20 protein-coding genes are annotated in these 21,314 nt (G+C 63.7%); 12 read left to right on the plus strand and 8 right to left on the minus strand.

Going from position 1 to position 21,314, the window contains the following annotated elements; genetic code table 11:
• Positions 1-140: 140 nt before the first annotated feature.
• From modB to OKC29_RS07135, 3 genes are all read left to right on the plus strand, one after another.
• On the plus strand, positions 141-821 hold the full coding sequence (modB, locus tag OKC29_RS07125; RefSeq protein WP_016350259.1) for a molybdate ABC transporter permease subunit: 681 nt from the start codon (positions 141-143) through the stop codon (positions 819-821).
• Positions 818-1,894, plus strand: coding sequence for a molybdenum ABC transporter ATP-binding protein (gene modC, locus OKC29_RS07130; protein WP_073349629.1), 1,077 nt, complete (start codon positions 818-820; stop codon positions 1,892-1,894). Before modB ends, modC begins: the two co-directional genes overlap by 4 nt.
• A 64-nt stretch (positions 1,895-1,958) precedes the next feature.
• The gene (locus OKC29_RS07135) at positions 1,959-2,735 is read left to right on the plus strand and encodes an alpha/beta fold hydrolase (RefSeq protein WP_162275653.1); all 777 of its coding nucleotides are present in this window, start codon (positions 1,959-1,961) and stop codon (positions 2,733-2,735) included.
• An 85-nt stretch (positions 2,736-2,820) separates the two neighbouring features.
• Here the strand turns inward: OKC29_RS07135 and moeB are convergent, their stop codons facing one another.
• Together moeB and moeA are read right to left on the minus strand one after the other, a co-directional pair.
• Positions 2,821-3,576, minus strand: a complete 756-nt coding sequence (moeB, locus tag OKC29_RS07140) for a molybdopterin-synthase adenylyltransferase MoeB (RefSeq protein WP_073349630.1) — start codon at positions 3,574-3,576, stop codon at positions 2,821-2,823.
• Entirely contained in the window at positions 3,573-4,799 is a 1,227-nt protein-coding gene (moeA, locus tag OKC29_RS07145; protein ID WP_073349631.1) for a molybdopterin molybdotransferase MoeA, read from the minus strand. Before moeA ends, moeB begins: the two co-directional genes overlap by 4 nt.
• Before the next feature lie 304 nt (positions 4,800-5,103).
• Between moeA and folE the strand changes: the two genes are divergently transcribed.
• Both folE and OKC29_RS07155 read left to right on the plus strand, forming a co-directional pair.
• The gene (gene folE, locus OKC29_RS07150; protein WP_011705496.1) at positions 5,104-5,760 is read left to right on the plus strand and encodes a GTP cyclohydrolase I FolE; all 657 of its coding nucleotides are present in this window, start codon (positions 5,104-5,106) and stop codon (positions 5,758-5,760) included.
• A gap of 411 nt (positions 5,761-6,171) precedes the next feature.
• The gene (locus tag OKC29_RS07155) at positions 6,172-7,827 is read left to right on the plus strand and encodes a methyl-accepting chemotaxis protein (protein WP_029301350.1); all 1,656 of its coding nucleotides are present in this window, start codon (positions 6,172-6,174) and stop codon (positions 7,825-7,827) included.
• Positions 7,828-8,069: 242 nt separating this feature from the next.
• Here OKC29_RS07155 and OKC29_RS07160 read toward each other — a convergent pair whose 3' ends face one another.
• On the minus strand, positions 8,070-9,800 hold the full coding sequence (locus tag OKC29_RS07160; RefSeq protein WP_073349632.1) for a formate--tetrahydrofolate ligase: 1,731 nt from the start codon (positions 9,798-9,800) through the stop codon (positions 8,070-8,072).
• A gap of 66 nt (positions 9,801-9,866) precedes the next feature.
• On the opposite strand from OKC29_RS07160, the gene OKC29_RS07165 reads away from it, so the two are divergent.
• Positions 9,867-10,283 (plus strand): hypothetical protein, encoded by a 417-nt coding sequence (locus tag OKC29_RS07165; protein ID WP_073349633.1) that lies wholly within the window; start codon positions 9,867-9,869, stop codon positions 10,281-10,283.
• Positions 10,284-10,312: 29 nt separating this feature from the next.
• Here the strand turns inward: OKC29_RS07165 and OKC29_RS07170 are convergent, their stop codons facing one another.
• Positions 10,313-11,215, minus strand: coding sequence for a LysR family transcriptional regulator (locus tag OKC29_RS07170; protein WP_011705501.1), 903 nt, complete (start codon positions 11,213-11,215; stop codon positions 10,313-10,315).
• 110 nt (positions 11,216-11,325) lie between these two features.
• Here OKC29_RS07170 and OKC29_RS07175 point away from each other — a divergent pair, with 110 nt between their 5' ends.
• The 4 genes from OKC29_RS07175 (at position 11,326) to OKC29_RS07190 (ending at position 14,280) form a co-directional block, all read left to right on the plus strand.
• Entirely contained in the window at positions 11,326-11,886 is a 561-nt protein-coding gene (locus OKC29_RS07175; RefSeq protein ID WP_011705502.1) for a YceI family protein, read from the plus strand.
• Positions 11,886-12,623, plus strand: a complete 738-nt coding sequence (locus tag OKC29_RS07180; RefSeq protein WP_073349634.1) for a hypothetical protein — start codon at positions 11,886-11,888, stop codon at positions 12,621-12,623. Before OKC29_RS07175 ends, OKC29_RS07180 begins: the two co-directional genes overlap by 1 nt.
• 186 nt (positions 12,624-12,809) lie before the next feature.
• Entirely contained in the window at positions 12,810-13,931 is a 1,122-nt protein-coding gene (locus OKC29_RS07185; protein ID WP_016350268.1) for an adenosylhomocysteinase, read from the plus strand.
• A gap of 37 nt (positions 13,932-13,968) precedes the next feature.
• On the plus strand, positions 13,969-14,280 hold the full coding sequence (locus tag OKC29_RS07190) for a SelT/SelW/SelH family protein (RefSeq protein ID WP_029303416.1): 312 nt from the start codon (positions 13,969-13,971) through the stop codon (positions 14,278-14,280).
• Positions 14,281-14,342: 62 nt separating this feature from the next.
• On the opposite strand, the gene OKC29_RS07195 is transcribed toward OKC29_RS07190, so the two are convergent.
• The 3 genes from OKC29_RS07195 to OKC29_RS07205 form a co-directional block, all read right to left on the minus strand.
• Positions 14,343-16,067, minus strand: coding sequence for a lysophospholipid acyltransferase family protein (locus tag OKC29_RS07195; RefSeq protein ID WP_073349636.1), 1,725 nt, complete (start codon positions 16,065-16,067; stop codon positions 14,343-14,345).
• 141 nt (positions 16,068-16,208) lie between these two features.
• Positions 16,209-17,432 carry a peptidase T gene (gene pepT, locus OKC29_RS07200; RefSeq protein WP_073349638.1) on the minus strand — a complete coding sequence of 408 codons (1,224 nt, stop codon included), beginning with the start codon at positions 17,430-17,432 and terminating at the stop codon, positions 16,209-16,211.
• Between the two features lie 782 nt (positions 17,433-18,214).
• Positions 18,215-18,472 (minus strand): hypothetical protein, encoded by a 258-nt coding sequence (locus OKC29_RS07205; protein WP_123785011.1) that lies wholly within the window; start codon positions 18,470-18,472, stop codon positions 18,215-18,217.
• A gap of 27 nt (positions 18,473-18,499) precedes the next feature.
• On the opposite strand from OKC29_RS07205, the gene speA reads away from it, so the two are divergent.
• Positions 18,500-20,401, plus strand: a complete 1,902-nt coding sequence (gene speA / locus OKC29_RS07210) for a biosynthetic arginine decarboxylase (protein WP_024943754.1) — start codon at positions 18,500-18,502, stop codon at positions 20,399-20,401.
• Between the two features lie 285 nt (positions 20,402-20,686).
• Positions 20,687-20,875 carry a hypothetical protein gene (locus tag OKC29_RS07215; protein ID WP_011705509.1) on the plus strand — a complete coding sequence of 63 codons (189 nt, stop codon included), beginning with the start codon at positions 20,687-20,689 and terminating at the stop codon, positions 20,873-20,875.
• Between the two features lie 65 nt (positions 20,876-20,940).
• Here the strand turns inward: OKC29_RS07215 and OKC29_RS07220 are convergent, their stop codons facing one another.
• Positions 20,941-21,231 (minus strand): hypothetical protein, encoded by a 291-nt coding sequence (locus OKC29_RS07220; protein WP_073349640.1) that lies wholly within the window; start codon positions 21,229-21,231, stop codon positions 20,941-20,943.
• Positions 21,232-21,314 lie beyond the last annotated feature (83 nt).

Consider the following 21,314-nt stretch of genomic DNA (forward strand, 5'->3'; position numbering starts at 1 on the left):
CCTGAATTCACCCGGGAGGTGGGCGATGAGTATTGAAAGAGATCTGCTGGCAATGACTCGTCTAACTCGGGATCAGCGCTACCGGGAGTGCGGCTCATTCGCCGTGTCTGGTGCTGGAGCTGGCGTTGGGAGTGAGTCCGATGAGTGAAGGGGATCTGCTGGCGGTCTGGCTCACCCTGAGACTGGCAGCCAGCACCACCGCCATCCTGCTGCTGCTCTCGCCCCCGTTGGCTTGGTGGCTGTCGCGTAGCCAGCACAGGCTCAGACCCGTGGTGGAGGCCCTGGTGGCGCTGCCGCTGGTGCTGCCGCCAACGGTGCTCGGTTTCTATCTGCTGCTGGCCTTCTCTCCCTCCTACGGATTGGGCGCCTGGTGGCGCGACACCTTCGGGGCGCCGCTCGCGTTCAGCTTTACCGGCCTGCTGCTCGCTTCCATCCTCTACTCGCTTCCTTTCGTGGTGCAGCCGCTCACCTCCGCCTTCGTCAACATGGGCAATAAGGAGCTGGAGGCCGCCGCCACTCTGGGGCTCGGGCCGGTGGAGCGCTTCTTTCACATCATCTTGCCGATGACGTTGCCCAGCTTCGTGATGGCGGCGGCGCTCGGTTTTGCCCACACCCTGGGGGAGTTCGGGGTGGTGCTGATGATTGGCGGCAACATCCCCGGCGAAACCCAGGTGCTCTCCATCGCCCTGTTTGATCACGTTGAGACGATGGACTATCAAAATGCCCACCTGCTGGCGGGCGGCCTGATGGGCTTCTCGCTGGTGATGCTGGTGCTGGTGTACGGGGTGCTGCAGCGCCGGCAACGGAGGCTGTTCGGATGAGCGACACCCGCAAGGCGCAACCGTTGCTGCTTAAGGCGAAGCGGGCGTTTGGCGCCTTTACCCTCGACTGTGAACTGGCGCTGGAGCTGGGGGGCATTCTCGGTCTGTTCGGCCCCTCCGGCTGCGGCAAGAGCAGCCTGCTGCGCATCATCGCCGGGCTGGACAGGGCGCCGGGTGACAAATTGAACTGGCAGGGCCGGGTGCTGAGCGAGCTGCTGCCCGAGGCGCGCCGCATCGGGCTGGTGTTTCAGGATTCGCGCCTCTTCCCCCATCTGAGCGTGCTCGGCAACCTGCAACTGGCGGCCCGCAAGGGGCGAGGGCGCTGGCAGCCCGAGGCGCTGGCGGCGCGGCTCGGCTTTGCCGAACTGCTGCCCCAGCCGGCCCACGGCCTCTCCGGCGGCCAGCGTCAGCGGGTGGCACTGGCCCGGGCCCTGTTGGCCGAGCCCGATCTGCTGCTGCTGGATGAACCTTTTTCTGCACTGGACAGGCGCAGCCGCATCCATCAGGCCCACGTGCTCAAGGGCTTGCAGCAGGAGAGCGGCATCCCGATGATCTTCGTCAGCCACGCCATGGAGGAGGTGAGCCTGCTGTGCGATCAGCTGGTGCTGCTGGCGGATGGCCGGGTGGAGGCGCAAGGCCGGCCGAGCGAGATCTTCGCCCGCACCGACTTGTCGCTTGCCAGTCGCGACGATGCCGGGGTGATGCTGGCGGCGACCCTCTCTCACTACGATGACGACGAGCAGATGGCAACCCTGCAGCTCGGCGAGCAGCAGTTGCGGGTCACCATGACCCAGGTGCCGGACGATGGCGGCCCCTTGCAGATCAAGGTGGCCGGGCGGGACGTGGTGATCGCCACCGCCCCCATCGAACACTCCAGCCTCTCCAACTGCCTCACCACCCGATTGCTGGCCGAACGTGAAGTGCGCCCCGGTCAGACCCTGTTGCAGTTGGCGCTGGGTCAGCAGATACTGCTGGCCCGGATCACCAGCCGCTCCGCCAGACGGCTGGCACTCGCCCCGAACCAGCAGATCTACGCCTACATCAAGGCGGTGAGTCTGGTCAGCGAGGGTTGAGCGGGTTGCAGAAGAGGCAGAAAATCAGGATGGTTCAGCGGATGAGTCGAGAGGCAATGAACTGATGCGCCGCAATCAGGTGATGAAATCCAACGGTCTTGCCCTGCGCAGCGCGGGGGAGGGCCCCTTGTTGTTGTTGTTGCACGGGCTGGGCTCCTCCAGCCTCGACTGGCAGGCGCAGATCGAACGCTTTTCCGAGCACTACCGGGTAGTGGCGCTGGATCTGCGCGGCCACGGCCAGAGCATGCAGGAGGGGCCGTTCGACGTGACGACCCTGGCGGCGGACGTGGTGAACTGGCTCGATGAACAGCCTGAGCCCGCCTGGGTGGTGGGGTTGTCGCTCGGGGCCATGGTGGCGCTGGAGCTGGCGCTGCAATTGCCGCACAAGGTGCAGGGGCTGGTGCTGGTCAACGGCTTCAGCGAATTTCTGCTGGAGACGCCAAAAGAGCAGGAGCGCTTTGCCCAGCGCCTCAAGTTGCTGCGCTGGTTCGGCCTGCGGCCGCTCGCCTGGTGGCTTGGCCGCGAGCTCTTTCCCGGCCCCGACCTTGCTCAGGTGCGTCACACCTTCCGGCTGCGTTTCGTGCGCAACAAGAAGAAAACCTACAAGGCGCTGCTGGAGGCGCTGCCCGGCTGGTCGGTGCGTGCCCGGCTCGGCAACATCTGGCAGCCGGTGGCCATCATCTCTACCAGTTACGACTATCTGCCGCTCGCCAAACGGGTGGAGCAGTTCGCCTCCCTGCCCAACGCCACCATCCACACCCCCAACGGCCACCACGCCTGGCCGGCGGAAGATCCCTCCGGTTTCAATCATCTGTTGCAGCGGATCCTCTCTACCCATTGATGAAGTGGTGGAGAACAGTGACAGATAAAAAAAGCCGACCTCATGGGTCGGCTTTTTTGTTGGTGCAAAGACTCGCTGGGGTGATTCACCCGTGCGAGCAGACCGGACAGTCTGGACGCTTGGGCAGCTTCATTTCGCGAAAGGTGCCGCCAAGGCCGTCGATCATCAGCAGACGGCCGCTGTAACTGCGGCCCATTCCCGCCAAGAGCTTGATGGCTTCGAGCGCCTGCAGGCTGCCCACCAGTCCCACCACAGGTGCCAGCACCCCCGCTTCGACGCAGGTGAGCGCCTGCTCGCCAAACAGGGCGCTGAGGCAGGCGTAGCAGGGTTCCCCCTCCTGCCAGGTGAAGCTGCAGACTTGTCCCTCCAGCCGGATGGCGGCGCCGCTGACCAGTGGCACGCCGTGCTGGCGGGCCTTTTGGTTGAGCAGGTTGCGAATGGCCAGGTTGTCGGTGCAATCCAATACCAGCTGGTGCTGTGGCAACAGGGCATCGAGCAGCGCCTCGTCGGCCACGGCGGCGTGGGTCTCCACGTTGAGCCAGGGGTTCAGGGCGCGCAGGGACTGGGCGGCGGAGTCCACCTTGTAGTGGCCGATGCGCTCATCGGTGTGCAGCACCTGGCGCTGCAGGTTGGAGAGCTCCACCCGATCGAAATCGACCAGGGTGAGCTGGCCGACCCCGGCCACCGCCAGATACTGGCTGGCGGCGCAGCCCAGGCCGCCCGCACCTATCACCAGCACATGAGCCTGCTTGAGCGCCTCCTGCCCCTCGAAGTCGAAGGACTTGAGGATGATCTGACGGTTGTAGCGCAAGAGCTCGGCATCGCTCAGGATCTCCCTCACAGCAGCAATCCCCCGAACGGTTCGACGGTGACCGTCTCGCCTGCCGCAACGCGGCCCCGCTCGCGCTCAAGGACGATGTAACAGTTGGCCCGCGACAGGGAGCTGAACACGGCGGAGTCCTGCGAGCCGGTGCTGCGTACTTCCAGACCGTTTTGCCCTTGAATCAGGATGCCGCGCTGGAAGTCGAGCCGGCCCGGTGCCTTCTTGAGCGGCTCGGCGGCAATGGCTGGCAGTTGGAGCGGGCGCTCGAAGCGTTGGCCGGCCAGCTTGGCCAGCGCCGGTTGCACCAGCTGATCGAAGGTGACCATGGCGGAGACCGGGTTGCCCGGCAGGCCGAAGAACCAGGCGTGGGGCAGACGACCGAAGGCAAACGGCTTGCCCGGCTTGATGGCGAGCTTCCAGAAGCCGATTTCGCCTAGCTCCTCCAGCAGCTGTTTGGTGAAGTCCGCTTCCCCCACCGAGACACCACCGGTGGTGATGAGGGCGTCAGCTTCGCGGTCGGCCTTCAGAAAGGCGTCGCGCAGCTGGGCCGGATCGTCCGGGATGATGCCAAGATCGAGGCAATCGCAGCCCATGCGATCCAGCATGGCCCGCACGCCGTAGCGGTTGGAATCGTAGATGTCGCCGTGGGCGAGGGGGGTGCCGATTGGCTGGAGCTCGTCACCGGTACTGAAGATGGCCACTTTGAGCTGCCGACGTACCGACACGCTGGCAATGCCGAGGGAGGCCAGCAGCGGCATCTCCCGGGCGGTGAGGCGAGTACCGGCAGCGAGCACGCTGGCGCCCTCGCGGATGTCTTCGCCGCGGCGGCGAATGTTCTGGCCGGGCACCGGCGTGGTCAAAAAGGTGATCCTGTCGCCGTCGGCTTGCGTTTCTTCCTGCATCACCACCGCATCCGTCCCGGCCGGCACCGGGGCGCCGGTCATGATGCGCACGCAGTGGCCGGCGGGCCACTCACCCTGATAGGGCTGACCGGCAAAAGCTTTGCCCGCCATGATGAGGGGGGCGCCGCCGGCGAGATCGGCCAGCCGCACCGCATAACCATCCATGGCGGAGTTGTCGAACGGGGGCACGGAGAGAGGGGAGGCGATATCCATGGCGAGTACCCGGCCAAGGGCCTCTGGCAGGGGCAGTTGTTCGCTGTCGCAGCAGCCATCAAGCTGTGCCAGCATGCCCTGCAGGGCGTCGCTCAGGGGGAGTAGTCCGCTGGTATCAAATCCCATGTCATGACCTCATTGTGTGATGGAGGGGGAGTAGAAGGCGGATTATCCCAAAAATCCAGCTGGATGGGCAGGTTGCCGCGGGATAAAACCGACTGGCTGCACAGATAGGCTGCGACCGGAGCGAAAGGGTACCCCGTATGGGGAGCGCCGACGGGGTAAAATTCACCGGATTGGCATAAAGTCAGGGAACGGGCTTGAGTTAGCTTGAATTATGACAATAATCGCCGTTTACTATTGCGCCAAAACAGAATGCCGTCATAGACAAGGCGGCCATCACAGTCCCTGAGCGTGGGAGAGGAACAAGATGACGAGCTTAAGTCGGGAAGCCCTGTTGGTCAGGGCCGCCCTCGAGGCCGAGGGCCTCGAAACACCTCTGGTGGCCAATGCACTGGACGGTCAGCAGAAGCGGGAGAAGATCGAAGGCCACATGCGCGCCATCATGGAGACGCTGGGGCTGGATCTGGCCGATGACAGTCTGGCGGAGACGCCGCATCGCATCGCCAAGATGTACGTCAACGAGATCTTCTCCGGCCTCGATTACGCCACCTTCCCCAAGGTGACGGTGATCGAGAACAAGATGAAGGTGGACGAGATGATCATGGTGCGGGACATCAGCCTCACCAGCACCTGCGAGCACCACTTCGTCACCATCGACGGGCTGGCCCATGTGGCTTACATCCCCCGTGGCAAGGTGATCGGGCTCTCCAAGATCAACCGCATCGTGCAGTTCTTTGCCCGCCGCCCCCAGGTGCAGGAGCGGCTGACCCAGCAGATCCTGCTGGCGTTGCAGACCCTGCTCGGCACCAAGGATGTGGCCATCAGCATCAAGGCGACCCACTTCTGCGTGAAGGCCCGCGGCGTGATGGACTCCACCTCCTACACCACCACCACCTCCCTCGGTGGGGTGTTCAAGACCCAGCCCGATACCCGTGCCGAATTTCTGGCCGGCCTGAAGCGCTGATCTGCCCGGAGACGTGCCGCTGCTGCGGCATGTCTCCTCGCTTTCCCCTCCTTTTTCCTTCTCCTGTCTGCCCGCCGATTGCCCCGACAATTTTTCTCAAGGGATTGGCAGGCCCGGTCGATATATCTTTTCATGGCTTGGGTGCGCTCTTTGGGAGCGCAGACAAGCCGGCAAGGTGCCTGTTCCGGCGGCTCTCTCGACCGGGGTCTTGCTGCCGTTTCCCTGCCATGCGCCATCGCGGCTTGGGCTCGGTGCTTGGGCAGATCGGCACTTTGGCAACACTGTTCGCCTCGTTCATGCAAGGACATAGATTCATCAAGGCTGGATGAGCCGCCATGGAGGCGGTGACTGCGGATCGTATCGCTACGGTCCAGACGAGCGTTATCTGTTCACTCATATCCAGGACATGCCATGAATACCAGTACCATGACCATTGGCAAGAAACTCACCGCCGGCTTTGCCGTGCTCGGCCTGATGATGGCCTTCATCGGCGGCTTCTCGTTGCTGCAGTTCGGCAACATGAACCGGGCGGCCATCGGCTTTACCGACAGCATATTGCCCGCCGTGGTGCGCACCAGCACCCTGGGTGAGACCATCAACACCCTGCGCCGCTATGAACTGGATGTGTTTCTGGTGGCAGCCGACCCGCAGCAAAGAGCCCACTATCGGGATCTCAGCGAGCAGAGCCTGCAAGAGGTTGCCCGGCAGGTCAAAGCCCACGACGCCACCATCTGGGCAGAGGATGTGGAGGAGCGTCGCACCTTCGATATCGTCAAGCAGGATTGGGACAAGTACGTCGCCCTGCACCAGCGGGTGCGGCTGATGCAGGATGGCGGCCAGCTGGCCGAGGCCCAGCAGTTGTTCATGAGCGAGGGGATCACCCTCTATACCAACCTGGCCAAGTCGGTGGCGGACCTGATCCGCATCAACCACGGCTACTCCGTGGGCTCCCGTGCCCAGGTGGTGGAGGCGTTTGACAGCGCCAAGCTGAGCATCATCATCGCCCTGCTGCTGGGTCTGGGGCTGGCGGCCGTGCTCTCCACCGTGCTGACCCGCCAGATCCGCGATCCCCTGGTGATGCTGGCCCGTCAGGCGCAGCGCATCGCGAGCGGTGATCTGGGCAAGGGCGAACTGCAGGAGTGGATCCGCGGCAGTCGCTTCAAGCGTGACGAGCTGGGTCAGCTCGGCGCCGCCATCGATCGCATGCAGGGTTCGCTTGCGGATCTGGTGAGCGAGATCGCCGGCTCGGTGAGCCAGCTCAGCAGCGCGGTGGAGGAGGTGAGCGCCATCTCCGAGCAATCCGCCACCGGCATGGCTCGCCAGCAGAGCGAGGTTTCCCAGGTCGCCACCGCCATGAACGAAATGCAGTCCACCGTCAACGAGGTGGCCCGCAACACCACGGATGCCATGAGCGCCGCCAAGGATGCCTCCCGCACCTCGACCCAGGGCAATCAGGTGGTGCGCAGCGCCATCAGCAGCATCGAGGAGGTGTCGGTCAAGATTGAGCAGGCGGGCGCCGTGGTACAGCAGCTGGAGCAGGACAGCAACAACATCAGCATGGTGCTGGACGTCATTCGCGGTATCGCCGAGCAGACCAACCTGCTGGCGCTCAACGCGGCCATCGAGGCGGCCCGTGCCGGCGAGCAGGGTCGCGGCTTCGCGGTCGTTGCCGACGAGGTGCGCTCCCTGGCCCAGCGCACCCAGAACTCCACCGCCGAGATCAGCAAGATGATCGAGGTGTTGCAGGAGCGTACCGCCGAGGCGGGCAGCGCCATGCAGCTGAGTCGCCAGCAGATGCAGGAGAGCGTGGGGCTGGCCCGGGAAGCGGGTAGCAGCATCGATACCATCAACGGTGCCGTCACCCAGATCACCGACATGAACACCCTGATCGCCACCGCCACCGAGGAGCAGAACGCGGTGACCGAGGAGCTCAACCGCAGCATCGTCAACATCCACAATGCGGCCGACGAGAACGCCCTGGGGGCCCAGCAGACCGCCCAGGCCTGCGTGGAGCTGAGCAAGCTGGCCAATACCCTGCACCATATGACCCAGCGCTTCACCCTCTAAGGCTGATCCTTGGTTACATATAACAGAAGGCCCCGCCAATCGGCGGGGCCTTGTTGTTTCTGGCAGGCTTGCTGATCGCAGGGTCGATGAGCGCAGCGCCATCGGCCGGCGCCAGACCCTTTATCCGGCCATTTAGCTCAGCCCGACGATATCGCCGTTATCGTCGATATCGATATGACGGTAACCGGTGGCAGGCTGTCGAGGCGGTGGCTTGGCCTGCAACTGCCACTCACCATCAACCATCAGCTCAGGCCGACGATATCGCCATCTTCATCGATATCGATATGACGGTAGGCCGGCAGGCTGCCAAGGCCCGGCATAGTCATGATGGGGCCCGCGAGGGCATAGACGAAGCCAGCACCGGCGCACAGCTTCACCTCCTCGATGGGCACCTCGAAATCGGTCGGCACCCCCTTGAGGGCGGGGTCATGGCTGATGGAGAGCGGCGTCTTGGCCACGCAGACTGGCAAGTGATCCCACCCCTCGGCAGAGAGTTGTGCCAGCTGCCGGCGCGCTTTATCGGAAAGCTGCACGCCGCGCCCGCCATAACCGCACTCCACCAGCGTCGCCAGCTTGGCGTCCAGGCTCATTTCGTCGGGGTAGAGCAGTTTGACCATGCCCGGTTGCTCACAGGCGGCCACCACCGCCTGGGCCAGCTCGCTGGCACCGGCCCCGCCCTGGGCAAAGGCGCTGGAGATGGCGCTGCCACAAGCGCCGGCCTGCATCGCCTCACGGGCCAGCAAGGCCAGCTCGGCCTCGCTGTCGGTGGGGAAGCGGTTGATGGCGACCACCACCGGCACCCCGTAGCGGCGGGCATTGGCGATGTGCCAGCCGAGGTTGGCGCAGCCCTGCTCGAGAGTCGGCAGATCCTCGCGCAGCAGGCTTTCCGGCAGCGGCTGACCCGGTCGAATGTCGAGCAGGCCGCTGTTGGCCTTGAGGCCGCGCACCGTGGCCACCAGCACCACGCAGGCCGGTGCGATGCCTGACTGGCGGTGCTTGATGTTGAAGAACTTCTCCAGCCCCATGTCGGAGCCAAAGCCCGCCTCGGTCACCACGTAATCGGTGAGGCCGAGGGCCATGCGATCGGCGATCACCGAGGAGTTGCCGTGGGCGATGTTGGCAAAGGGGCCGGCGTGCACCAGCACCGGGGTCTGCTCGGTGGTCTGCATCAGGGTCGGCTGCAGGGCCTCTTTGAGCAGCACTGTCATGGCACCCGCCACTTCCAGCTGCTCGGCGGTGATGGGCTGGCCGCGCAGGTCGCGGGCCAGCTGGATGCGGCCGATGCGCTGGCGCAGGTCTTTCAGATCGCTCGCCAGCGCCAGAATGGCCATCAGCTCGGAGGCGGCGGTGATGACGAAGCGATCCTGCCGCTCGATGCCATCGGCGGCGCCCCCCTGTCCAATCGTGAGGTGGCGCAGGGCGCGGTCGTTCATGTCGAGGGTGCGCGGCCAGAGAATGTTGTCTGCATCGATATCGAGGCGCTGCAAACCGGTTCTGGCGCTGAACTGGTCACCGAGTTTGCGCTCGTGGAACAGGCGGGCATCGAGGGCCGCCGCCGCCAGGTTGTGGGCAGCGGTGAGGGCGTGAAAGTCACCGGTGAGGTGGAGGTTCATCTCCTCCATCGGTACCACCTGGGCGTGACCGCCACCGGCGGCGCCCCCCTTGACCCCGAACACCGGGCCCAGGCTCGGCTGGCGGATGGTAGCGATGCTGGGCTGGCCGATATGGTTGAGCCCCATGGAGAGGCCGAGGGTGGTCACCGTCTTGCCCTCGCCAAGTGGGGTGGGGGTGATGGCGCTCACCAGCACCAGCTTGCCCGCCAGTTTGGGGAGAGACTTGAGCAGCTCGAGGCTGAGTTTGCCCTTGTAGTGACCGTAAGGATGGAGCTGGTGCGAAGGGATGGCGAGGCGTTCGGCCAGCGCGTGAATGGGAAGACGGGGGGACTGGCGGGAGATCTCGATATCGCTTAGCATCAGCACCTCGTTGGCATGTCAGGTCAAATATGCGGCGCAGTCTAGTGGAATCAACAGGATTATCCAATGAGTAATAATATTTTGTTCGGCAATCGTGAGCTGCATCTAACGCCCATCGAGCTGGATCTCAACGCCCTCTATCACCCGCCCAAACAGCCGTTGACCGCGCTGGGGGTCGTCAGCGCCTTCATTCCGCTGTTTGGTTATGGCTGGCAGGCGATGACCCAGGATCCCGAGACCCACTTTCGCCACGAACTGGGCAAGCGCATCAACAAGCACAAGACCGACGAGGCCAATCTCATCCTGACCCTGCAGCTGGCCGGCATGCTCGACTGCCACTGCCTGCACATCACCTTGCCCTATGCCTTTGACGAGGCGCAGCTGGCGACCCTGCGCCAGCGCCTGCCGCGCTGGCAGCTGAGCCTGCGCGACTTGCTGCTGGTGGCCGAGCTGCCGCTGCCTGCCGATAGCGTCGCCTCATAGCCATCCCGTCACCTCGGCCGCGGCAAGACTTAAGCCTTGCGATCCCAGTAGTGGGGGGCGAGATAGCGCTCCTGCACGAATTCGATGAAGCAGCGCACCTTGGCCGAAACGAAACGGCGGTGCGGATAGAGGGCATAGAGCCCCACCTGCCCCTTCTCCCACTCCGGCAGCAGTGACACCAGGGCGCCGGAGCGCAGCGCATCGCCGACGATGAAGGTGGGCTGCAGTATGATGCCCTGATGGTCGCAGGCCGCCCGGGTCAGGGCTACCCCGTTGTTGGCCCGCAGCGGCCCCTGCGGGCGCACGCTCAGCTGCTCGCCATCCCGTTTGAACACCCAGTCCGGCTGGGTCAGGGTGTAGAGCAGGCAGTCGTGCTGCTTGAGATCCTCCGGGGTGTTCGGTGTGCCTCGACGGGCCAGATAGGCCGGGCTGGCGCACACCTCCAGCCGCATCATGGCCAGCGGTTTGGCCACCAGGGAGGAGTCTGGCAGGTTGCCGATGCGCAGCGCCAGATCGAACCCCTCTTCCACCAGCGCCACCCGTCGGTCGCTGTACTCTATTTCCAGCTTCAGATCCGGGTAGCGTTCACGAAACAGCGGCAGGGCGGGGGAGAGGTGCAGGTAGCCGAAATCCATCGGCACCGACAGCTTGAGGGTGCCCTGGGGCTGCTGGTTGTTGCGGGTCAGCTGGCTGTGGGTCTCTTCGAGCTCCGCCAGCAGCGCCTGGGAGCGCTGGTAGTAGAACTGGCCGGCCTCGGTGGGGTTGACCTGGCGGGTGGTGCGCGACAGCAACCGGGTGGAGAGCGACTCCTCCAGCTGCTGCATCAGCTTGGAGGTCATGGCGACCGAGATGCCGAGCTGGTTGGCGGCCTTGGTAAAACTTTGACACTCCACCACCTTGATGAAGGTGCGCATGGCGGCTATCTGGTCCATCTTTCACTCTCAGTTGATAATTATTTTAATAAATCGCTGATTATCTATTCCGATATGGAGGTTAGCATCTTGGCTGTTGTTGTGAACCCCCAATATGAAGGAACGAACGGATGAAAATGACCAAGGCCCTGCTGGCCTCCTGCCTGTTTATGGCGGCTCCCCTGATGGCAGCCGATTACGACGTCGATGCGGCGCACACCACGGTGCAGTTCAAGGTGGGTCACCTCGGCTTCTCCGAACTGGTGGGCCGTTTCAATACCTTCAGCGGCACCTTCAGCATGGACGACGCCAACCCGGCGGCGGCCAAGGCGAGCTTCGAGATCGATGCCGCCAGCGTGGACTCCAACCACGAGCCGCGCGACAAACACCTGCGCAGCCCCGATTTTCTCGACGTGAAGCAGTTCCCCAAGATGACCTTCGTCAGCTCCGGCTATGAGGGCACCAAGGATAAGGGCGTACTGAAAGGCACCCTGACCCTGCACGGTGTCTCCAAGGAAGTGGCCTTCGATCTGGTCCACATCGGTGAAGGCAAGGATCCCTGGGGTGGCTACCGCAGCGGCTTCAACGCCACCACCACCATCAAGCGCAGCGACTTTGGCGTGAACTACATGGTGCCGAACATCCCTGACGAGATGAGCATCAATCTGTTCGTCGAAGGCGTGCGCAAGTAATGGGCGCGGCACTCCTGCTGCAAACCCTGGCGGCTCCTTTGGGAGCCGCTTTGCTGTCGTGGCGCTGGCCGCGGCTGGGGTATCTGTGGGGCGCATTGGCGCTCTGGTTGGTGGGCTGTCTGCTGGGCGGTGCCTACGGGCTGCCGGTCAAGGCGTGGCAGTGGCTGCCGCTGACTCTGCTGGTGCCCGCCCTGGCGGCGCAACTGGCCGACCAGCGGGCCGCGCTTGCGCTGTTTGCCGCCCTGGGGGCGCTGGTGTGGTGGCAGGGGCTGGCCTCGGTACTGGCAAGCGAACCCTCTATCTGGCTGGCGTTGCTGCCTGCCATCGCCTGGCTGGGATGGACCGGGCTGCGCGGTGACAGCCGTGAGGGGCTCGGCTTTGCCCTCGGCTTCATCTGGCTGGCGCTGGTGATCGGCATCGACGGCAGCCTGCTGATTGCCCAGCTGGCCGGCGCGCTGGCGGCGTTCGCCGGTTTCCGTGCCCTGCTCGGAGCCTTTGCCGGCTGCCAGGTGGCGCCCGCGGCGCTCGGATTGGCGCTGGCCTTTGTGCAGATGCTCGCCTGGCAATACGTGGAAGTGCCGCTGCTGGTGCTGCTGCCGGTCTGGCTGTTGCCGCTGCTGGAGTGGACCTTGCGCAGCAAGCCCTGGATCCAGCGCTGGGCCCTGCTGATCCTGCTGGCGGGCGCAGGAGCCGGACTCAGCCTCTGGAAGGTGTGGCCGGAAGCCTCGTTGTACTGATTTTTAGCATAAAAAACAGTCAATTAACCCGAAAGTTGACGGCTATGTCATAGTCTGCACAGATAAAGATTGAGCCCCATAGTGGTTTCAGATAAAAAGGTTTTTCAATTATCTGGATACACACAGAACCCGGTCTGACCGGGTTCTGTTTGCCTGCTTGTTTGCGGCGCGCTAAGGAGGCCACAGTTGCGCAGTCAAGGATCTGAGCATCTGTTTTTTCGCCATTTCACCGAGCAGGGACGTCTCGACGGGCTCTGCATCCTGCTGGTTACCCATCTGCTTCCCGATCGCCCCCAGTTTATCCAGGCCCTCGATCAGATCGGGCGGATCGGCGCCATCCTGCCCAAACCCAAGTCAGTGCATGGACCGACCCTGACCTGGGCCCAGCAACACTATCCGGTACTGCCCCTCAATCGCCAGTGGACCAACACCCCGCAGGGGGTGATCGAGCACATAGCCCCGCTGGTAGCTCCCCATGAGCGGCTGATCATCCTCGATATCGGGGGCTATTTCGCCAGAACCCAGGTCACCCTCAGCGAGTATTTCGGCCCCCGCTTCCTCGGGGTGGTGGAGATGACCGAAAACGGCCATCAGCGCTACGAGCAGGAGGTGCTGGCCACCCCGGTCATCTCGGTGGCGCGCAGCCCCCTCAAGCAGGCCGAGGATATCCAGATTGGTCTGAGCGTGGTCTACTCCGCCGAATCCCTGGCCCGCACCCTCAACCGCACCTTCAATGTCTGCCAGGCCGCCCTGTTCGGCTACGGCAAGGTGGGCCGCAGCATCGCCCGTGAACTCAGGTGCCGCAACCTGCACCTGGAGCTGGTGGAGACCGACGTACTGCGCCAGGTGGAGGCGCTCTCCCACGGCTTCAAGCTGGTGGGCAAGGCCGAAGCCCTCGGTCGGGCCGAGCTGGTGATCTGCTCCACCGGCAACGGCGCGCTGGATTTGGCGGATCTGCAGCAGTTGCGCCCCGGCACCATGGTCGCCTCGGTCACCTCGGCGGACGACGAGTTTGCGTTCTGCCTCGCCCAGCTGCCCTGGCCGAGCGAGGAGGTGTGCCCCCACGTGCTGGCACTGACCCGCCCCGACGGCAGCACCATCTTCCTGCTCAACCGGGGCGAGGCGGTCAACTTCGTCCACGGTGCCGTCATCGGCGAATATGTCTATCTGGTGCTGGCGGAGATCATCGAAGGGGTGCGTCAGCTGGCGTTGCAGCCGCTGGCCCCCGGTCTGTTCGACCTGCCGCAGTCGACCATGCGCACCATTGCCCGCCACTGGCTGGCCGACTTCCACGGGGTCGCCCAGTGAGTGCCTTTTTCTTAGCCGCCATTGATGGAGTGACGACATGAGCGACACGACGCTGCCCACCCCCAAACCCCGCATCGAGATCCGCTACTGCACCCTCTGTCGCTGGATGTTGCGCGCCGCCTGGCTGGCCCAGGAGCTGCTCTCCACCTTCGACAGCGATCTCGGCGAGGTGGCGCTGGTGCCGGCCAGCAAGGGGGAGTTTCGCATCCTGGTGGACGGGGTGCTGGTGTGGGATCGGGTGGCCGACGATGGCTTCCCCGAGGCCAAGGAGATCAAGCAGCGGGTACGCGATGTCATCGCCCCCGAGCGTGACCTCGGCCACGCCGATCGCAAGCCGGCCGCCGAGTAGGCCACAGCATCAATGACAAAGAGAGGGAGGCGCAGGCCTCCCTCTCTCGTTGTGGCGCCCGTTCAACGGTCGGCAGTTGTGCCCGACTCCTCCTCTGCGGGAAGGCCGATATAGCGAGCCCGCTTGTGGGGCTTGAGGCGGCTCACATCCACCCACACCAGGCCGTCGATGCAGTGGTTGAAGTCGGGGTCGATGCCAAAATCCATGAACTGCACGCCGCCCGGCTCGCACAGCTCGGAGTATTGCTTGTAGAGGGTGGGAATGGCACAACCCAGGTTGTCGAGGCGGGCCTTGAGCTCCCGCAGATCGGCGCCGTAATCCAGCCCGGCAAACAGCGGCGGCGTGGCGGGGTAGGGGCGGCGCGACGGGGCGAGCGCGAGCTCGGGGGCAAAGTGCTGGCGATAGAAGCTCACCAGCAGATCCTTGGCCGCCGCCGGCAGGCTGCCGGAGAGCGACACCGGGCCGAACAGGTAGCGGTAGCGGGGATAGCGCGCCAGATAGGCGCCGATGCCGAACCAGAGGTAATCGAGCCCCCGCTTGCCCCAGTAGGCGGGCTGGATGAAGCTGCGGCCAAGCTCGATGGCAAGTTCCAGCCTGGGCAGCAATTTCTCTTCAAAGCCGAACAGGGTGTGGCTGTAGAGGCCGCCAAGCCCCTTGCTGGTCAGCAGTTCGGCCACCGGCGCGAAACGGTAGGCGCCGATGATCTCGAGCCGGGCCGGATCCCAGAGAATGAGGTGGTGGTAGTCATCGTCGAAGGCGTCGAGATCCCGCCGCCTGCCGGAGCCTTCCCCCACCGCTCGAAAGGCGATTTCCCGCAGGCGCCCCAGTTCGCGCAGGATCACCGAATGGCTCAGCTCGTGGCGCCGGTAGAGGTAGATCCCCTGGCCATCCGGGGTATGGCCGAGCGCCTCGCAGGCGTCGATGGCCTGTTTGAGCTGACGGCGCTCCTCCGGCAGGGCGATGGGGGCCTCGGTGGCCAGCAAACCCCGCTTGCCGCGTCCGATCCGGTAGAGGTGGCTGCGCACCAGCCGGGCCGCGCTCTTGGCGGGCAGCTCCTGCACCCCGCTCACCGGAATGCGGGCACCGATGGTGACGCCGATGCGTTTCCCTTGCTGGCGAAATAGCTGCTTGACCAGCAACAGCCCCGCCCAGTCGTTGTGGAGCCAGGCGGCGAGATAGAAGGAGAGACCGTTGCGCCCGTCCAGGTGGATGGGCACCAGCGGGGTGCGGGTGCGCTGGGCCAGCTTGATGAAGCCCGCCTGCCAGGGGCCATCCTTGACCCCCTTGGGGCCGAGGCGCGACACCTCGCCGGCGGGAAAGATCACCAGCGCCCCTTCGCTCGCCAGGTGCTCCCCCATCGCCAGAATGGCACGCCGGTCGGTCTTGCCGCCCAGGTTGTCCACCGGCAGCAGCAGGGGGCGCAGCGGCATCAGCTGAGCCAGCAGCTGATTGGCCACTATCTTGACGTCCGGCCGGATGCGGCCGAGCAGGCGCAGCAGGGCCAGCCCGTCGAGGGAGCCGATGGGGTGGTTGGCGACGATGATGACCCGGCCGCTGGCCGGAATGTGCTCGAGCTGGGCCTCGCTCACCCGGTAGTCGAAGTCGAGCTCGGTCAGCGCCTGCTCGACGAAGTCGAGTCCGCGCAGGTGGGGATGGCTCGTGGCGAAGCGTTGAAACGCCTCTTCGTGCAGCAGCCAGCGCAGCCCCTGCCGGAGCAGGAGGCGCAGCAGGCCGTGGGCCGAGAGGCGGGGCAGGTGTTGTTGTAGCAGGGCATCGACACTGAACATGGGCAGGGCTCCGATGAGTCGTTGCCCTAGCGTGACGCTCTTCTGTTCCCGCCCCATGGCAGCGGGGTGACAGTTTGATGGCAAAGAGGGGCGCCGGTTAACCGGCTCCCCTCTTTGGTCATGGCGGTGACGATGGCCGGTCTAGCCGCGCCAGGCCGAAGTCAGGCGCACCAGCTCCACCAGGGTAGTGACCGCTTTCTCCATGGATTGCAGCGGGATGAACTCGTGCTTGCCGTGGAAGTTGTGGCCGCCGGTAAACAGGTTGGGGCAGGGCAGCCCCATAAAGGAGAGCCGCGCCCCGTCGGTACCGCCACGAATGGGCTTGATCCTCGGGGTGACGTCGGCGGCCAGCATGGCTGCCTTGGCCAGCTCGACGATGTGCATGTGCGGCTCGATCTGGCTGCGCATGTTGCGATAGCTGTCGGTCAGGGTGAGCTCGATGCGTGCCCTGGGCGCCTCCAGCTGCAGCGAGGCGACCCGCTCCTTGAGCTGGGCTTTGCGGGCGGCGAAGCCCTCGTCGTCGAAGTCGCGGATGATGTAGTGCAGGCTGGTCTCTTCCACTGTGCCGTTCATCTGGGCCAGGTGGAAGAAGCCCTGATAGCCGTCGGTCGCCTCCGGGGTCTGCTCGGCGGGCATGGCGGCGTGGAAGCGGGCGGCCAGGGTCTGGCTGTTGATCATGCTGCCCTTGGCGGTGCCGGGGTGCACGTTGTTGCCGATAAAACGCACGGTGGCGCTGGCCGCGTTGAAGTTCTCGTATTCGAGCTCGCCCAGCTCGCCACCGTCTACCGTATAGGCCCATTTGGCCGGGAAGCGGTCCAGCGGGAAGCGGTCGGCGCCGCGGCCTATCTCCTCGTCCGGGGTAAAACCGATCCAGACATCGCCGCGGGGGATCTCGGGGTGGGCCAGCAGGTGGTCGATGGCGGTGAGGATCTCGGCGATGCCCGCCTTGTCATCGGCCCCCAGCAGGGTGCTGCCGTCGGTGGTGATGAGATCCTGCCCCAGGTAGTTTTTCAGGAAGCGGTAATCGCGAATGGCCAGCACCTCGTCCCCCTTGCCCAGACAGATGTCGCCGCCCTGATAGTTTTCGATGATCTGGGGCACCACGTGCGCCGCCTCGTAGTCGGCGGTATCCATGTGGGCGATGAGGCCGATGGCCGGCGCGTCCGGCTGGTTGCCCGGCAGGCAGGCGGTGAGGTAGCCGTATTGGTCCAGGGTGACCCGGCTCAGCCCCATCTGCTGCATCTCGTCGCACAGGGCGCGGGCGAAGACGAGCTGCCCTTCGCTGCTGGGACAGGCGGGATTGGTCGCATCGGAGCGGGTATGAAAAGTCACGTAACGCAGAAAACGCTCAAGCAAGGTATCCATTGGCAAGCCTCGTACCGGTGGGGAAGGGCCATTGTGGCCAATCTGGCGGCGCGGCTTTTTGCGTCAGCGCAGTTTTTGCCGCATTTTTTGGCGAAGATCTGGCTGTAAACGTGTAAGGTGGTTCAGGCTGTGGTTGTTGATATCAAGCGCAGCATAAAATATCCAATTGCTGACATTTTTAAGCGGCTTGTGATGTAGCTCGGCAGGAGCTCATTACTTATGGTGTCGGGGGCGACAACGGATGGCGCAAACCGGCGTTATTTTCAGGGTGGAAAAGAGGGGGTGGACGGACTTCTTCCCCCGCGTGCCAGGCCTGCTGGCAGCAAGATTTGATCGCCTTATTAAAAGCAGTTTTTGAACACTATTTTTTATTGTCACCGCTGGCGGTAAGTGTGTACACTCCGCGCCGATCCAAGGGTAACCCTGAGCAGGCAGAGGCCGCCAGACTCCCGGAAGATCAGACGCCTATAGGGCGAGGCACGCAGCAACGACAGACACTGCTAGGGTATGGTTTCTTTAATACCGGTTAGGCTCCGGTATCAGGGAGAACAACGGACACTCAATGTCCAGCTGACCGAGTGAGCCAACGGCTCATCATCTTCCCTTGTCATGGGCGGTCACTGGTGCTGAGCTGGCTGTGGTTGTTGTCGTCTATCAACACGCACGCGTGCTGACGCCTTCGCTTCTCTTCCTTGAAACCTTCCCTTGCTGTCGTGATGGCTGCCGAATGATGAACGGACCGCGTGGCTGATGCTGTCCGTCATCAAAGTACCGCGGCGCTGTTAGCGCAGCACCGCATACCGTTGAGCTTGATGTAAAGCCACCAGCCCCACATCAAGACTCGTTACTTCCCCAAGATCCACCAGGCAGCCTAGGCTTGCCGCGATGTGCAAGGGATGTGACGGAAGGGCCCGGGTCAACCCGCCGCGTAGTGCGCGCAGGTTGCAGGAGTCGCCCTTCCAGAGCCGGCAGGCCGCCTCGGCGCGCCGCACCTTGTCATCGATGGTCTGGATGTGATTGAGGGTAACGAAGGCGGCCACCGGCCGCTCATTTGCGAGGCATAGCCCATGACTAACTGGTCCAGCAAGGACTCCTTGAAGGTCTACAACGTTCCCTACTGGGGTGCGGGTTTTTTCAACATCAATGACGCCGGTCATGTGACCGTCGCTCCCGACAAATCACGCCCTGATGCACAGATCGTGCTCTCCGACGCCATCGAACAGTTGCGTCAATCCGGGCTGACCACTCCGGTACTGCTGCGTTTCCCTGACATCCTCAAGAGTCGGGTCGATGCGTTGTTCAACGCCTTCGGTCAGGCCATCGAGAAGTCAGGCTATGAAGGGGACTACCTGTGCGTTTACCCGATCAAGGTAAACCAGCAGCGTCGCGTCATCGAGACCATCAGCCAGTCCTACAGCGACAAGCCCCGGCTTGGCCTGGAAGCTGGTTCCAAACCGGAACTGCTGGCCGTGCTGTCCCATCACCATGAGCAAGGCTCGGTGATCGTCTGCAACGGTTACAAAGACCGCGAATATATCCGCCACGCCCTCTTGGGCAACCTGATGGGCCACAAGGTCTACATCGTGGTGGAGAAGCCCTCCGAGCTGGAAATGGTGCTGGACGAGTCAGCTCGTCTCAACATCAAGCCCAACATCGGGGTGCGTGCCAAGCTCGCTTCCACCGGCTCCGGCATGTGGGAATCGAGCGGCGGCTCCATGTCCAAATTCGGTCTGTCCGCCTCCCAGATCCTGGCGCTGATCGAGCGTCTGCGTGGGCTGGGCAAGCTGGACTGCCTGCAACTGCTGCACTTCCACCTGGGTTCCCAGATCGCCAACATCCGCGACATCCAGGGCGGCATCCGCGAGTGCGGCCGTTTCTACGCCGAACTGCGTCGCCTCGGTGCCAACATCGAAGTCGTTGACGTCGGTGGCGGCCTGGGTGTGGACTACGAGGGAACCCGTTCCCAGAGCCACTGCTCCGCCAACTACAGCCTCTCCGAGTACGCCAACAACGTGGTGTGGGGCATCGGCGATGTCTGCCGCGAGTTCGACCTGCCGCACCCGACCATCATCAGCGAGTCCGGCCGTGCCCTGACCGCTCACCACGCCGTGCTGGTTACCAACATCATTGGTGCCGAAGGGGTGGAGATGAACGACATCAGCGCACCGGACGACGATGCGCCCACCATTCTGCAGAACATGTGGAAAGGCTGGCTGGACCTGCGCAGCGAAGATCCCTCCCTGCTGGAGATCTTCCACGACTCGGTGGCTGACTTGGGCGACGTCAATACCCAGTACACCATGGGTCTGTTGAACCTGGAGCAACGCGCCTGGGCCGAGATGCTGCACCAGAACACCTGTCTGGCGCTCAAAGAGCTGCTCAACCCGGTCAACCGCAACCACCGCGCGCTGGCTGACGAGCTCTCCGAGAAACTGGCTGACAAGTGCTTTGCCAACTTCTCCCTGTTCCAGTCCCTGCCGGATGCCTGGGGTATCGGTCAGGTGTTCCCGGTGATGCCGCTGGCCGGCCTCGAGCGTCCGCTCACCCGCCGCGGCATCCTGATGGACATCACCTGTGACTCCGACGGCCAGGTCGAGCACTACGTCGACGGTCTGGGGGTCGAGAGCACCCTGCCGATGCCGGTCTACGGCGAGAACGAAGAGTGCCACGTCGGCTTCTTCCTGGTTGGTGCCTACCAGGAGATCCTGGGGGATCTGCACAACTTGTTCGGTGACACCCACTGCGCGGAAGTGTGGCTCGATGACGAAGGCAAGATGGACATTCGCAACGTGGTGCGCGGCGACACCGTCGACCAGCTGCTGCGTTACGTCAACATCGACCCGTCCGTCATCCGCGAGAACTACCAGCGCATCGTCTCCCACCCGGCGCTGGACGACGCGACCCGCAAGGCCCTGCTCGACGAGCTGGAGCTGGGTCTGCAAGGCTACGCCTACCTGGAAGACGAATAAGCCCAAGGCTTGTTCACCCGCACCGCGAGACCACGTGGCGCGGGCATAAAAAAACGGCGCCTGCGAGCGCCGTTTTTGTTGCGCACGATCCGCAGCAGTATGCGCCGGCGGGGTGAATCTTGGGTTGAGTGCGGTTGATAGATGTCGGTGTTGGGCCCCATGGGCCGCAGATCCGGCAGATATCCGGGTCGGCCGTCGCTTCCCTTGATCTGCATCAAGTTTACAGCGGCCGGGTTATCTTACGGTCAGAGTGATGTTGAAGGGATGTAACAAAAGGATGTGCGTATGGAACTTGAAAGGGACCCGAGATGCTATACCGACGTCTGTATCGACGGTAAGTGGTATCACTACGATCACTGCAGCACCCACGTCTACATGTTGATGGGGGGCGCTGCGCCGAGCCTGCAGCTGGCCTATGAGCCCAGCAGCGAAGAGGAGCTTATCGAGATGCTCCGCCAGCTCGCCCGCTGCTGAACTACATTGCCAGCATTGCCTGCGGCCATCGGCAGCCTGCCGCTGGCCGCGCTTCATTTATCTGCTCAATTGTCTCGGTTTTGCCCCAGCAGTGTCTTGCCGAGCGCCTGCACGGCGATGGCCGCGGCATAACCGGCGTCCGACTTGCCTATCTCATCGGCCACGTAGAGGAAGTTGGAGCGATACTTCTCCACCGCCTCGCGCGGGTTGGCCGCGTCGATGAAATCCTCTTCCAGCTCGAACCCCTGCGCCAGCAGCGCCTCTTTCTCGGGCAGGAAGGTGGGGGAGGCCATGTCGATAAAGGTGTACTGCTGCCGGTTGGAGGCCGGGATAGAGAAAAACTGGTACTTCGCCATTTGCGATACCTCGCCTGAACTTGTGTGTCGTGATGCGAGCTTCCTCTCGCCGAACTCTTGTCGAACTGCCTCTCGGGCGTCGA

Origin of the sequence: Aeromonas sp. QDB34 (assembly GCF_027705405.1) — a bacterium.
Taxonomy (GTDB): Bacteria; Pseudomonadota; Gammaproteobacteria; order Enterobacterales; family Aeromonadaceae; genus Aeromonas; species Aeromonas hydrophila.

Coding starts and splice junctions, on each gene's coding strand:
- modB (WP_016350259.1), top strand. CDS start 141: ATGAGTGAAGGGGATCTGCTGGCGGTCTGGCTCACCCTGAGACTGGCA.
- modC (WP_073349629.1), top strand. CDS start 818: ATGAGCGACACCCGCAAGGCGCAACCGTTGCTGCTTAAGGCGAAGCGG.
- OKC29_RS07135 (WP_162275653.1), top strand. CDS start 1,959: ATGCGCCGCAATCAGGTGATGAAATCCAACGGTCTTGCCCTGCGCAGC.
- moeA (WP_073349631.1), bottom strand. CDS start 4,799: ATGGGATTTGATACCAGCGGACTACTCCCCCTGAGCGACGCCCTGCAG.
- folE (WP_011705496.1), top strand. CDS start 5,104: ATGACGAGCTTAAGTCGGGAAGCCCTGTTGGTCAGGGCCGCCCTCGAG.
- OKC29_RS07155 (WP_029301350.1), top strand. CDS start 6,172: ATGAATACCAGTACCATGACCATTGGCAAGAAACTCACCGCCGGCTTT.
- OKC29_RS07160 (WP_073349632.1), bottom strand. CDS start 9,800: ATGCTAAGCGATATCGAGATCTCCCGCCAGTCCCCCCGTCTTCCCATT.
- OKC29_RS07165 (WP_073349633.1), top strand. CDS start 9,867: ATGAGTAATAATATTTTGTTCGGCAATCGTGAGCTGCATCTAACGCCC.
- OKC29_RS07170 (WP_011705501.1), bottom strand. CDS start 11,215: ATGGACCAGATAGCCGCCATGCGCACCTTCATCAAGGTGGTGGAGTGT.
- OKC29_RS07175 (WP_011705502.1), top strand. CDS start 11,326: ATGAAAATGACCAAGGCCCTGCTGGCCTCCTGCCTGTTTATGGCGGCT.
- OKC29_RS07180 (WP_073349634.1), top strand. CDS start 11,886: ATGGGCGCGGCACTCCTGCTGCAAACCCTGGCGGCTCCTTTGGGAGCC.
- OKC29_RS07190 (WP_029303416.1), top strand. CDS start 13,969: ATGAGCGACACGACGCTGCCCACCCCCAAACCCCGCATCGAGATCCGC.
- OKC29_RS07195 (WP_073349636.1), bottom strand. CDS start 16,067: ATGTTCAGTGTCGATGCCCTGCTACAACAACACCTGCCCCGCCTCTCG.
- pepT (WP_073349638.1), bottom strand. CDS start 17,432: ATGGATACCTTGCTTGAGCGTTTTCTGCGTTACGTGACTTTTCATACC.
- speA (WP_024943754.1), top strand. CDS start 18,500: ATGACTAACTGGTCCAGCAAGGACTCCTTGAAGGTCTACAACGTTCCC.
- OKC29_RS07215 (WP_011705509.1), top strand. CDS start 20,687: ATGGAACTTGAAAGGGACCCGAGATGCTATACCGACGTCTGTATCGAC.
- OKC29_RS07220 (WP_073349640.1), bottom strand. CDS start 21,231: ATGGCGAAGTACCAGTTTTTCTCTATCCCGGCCTCCAACCGGCAGCAG.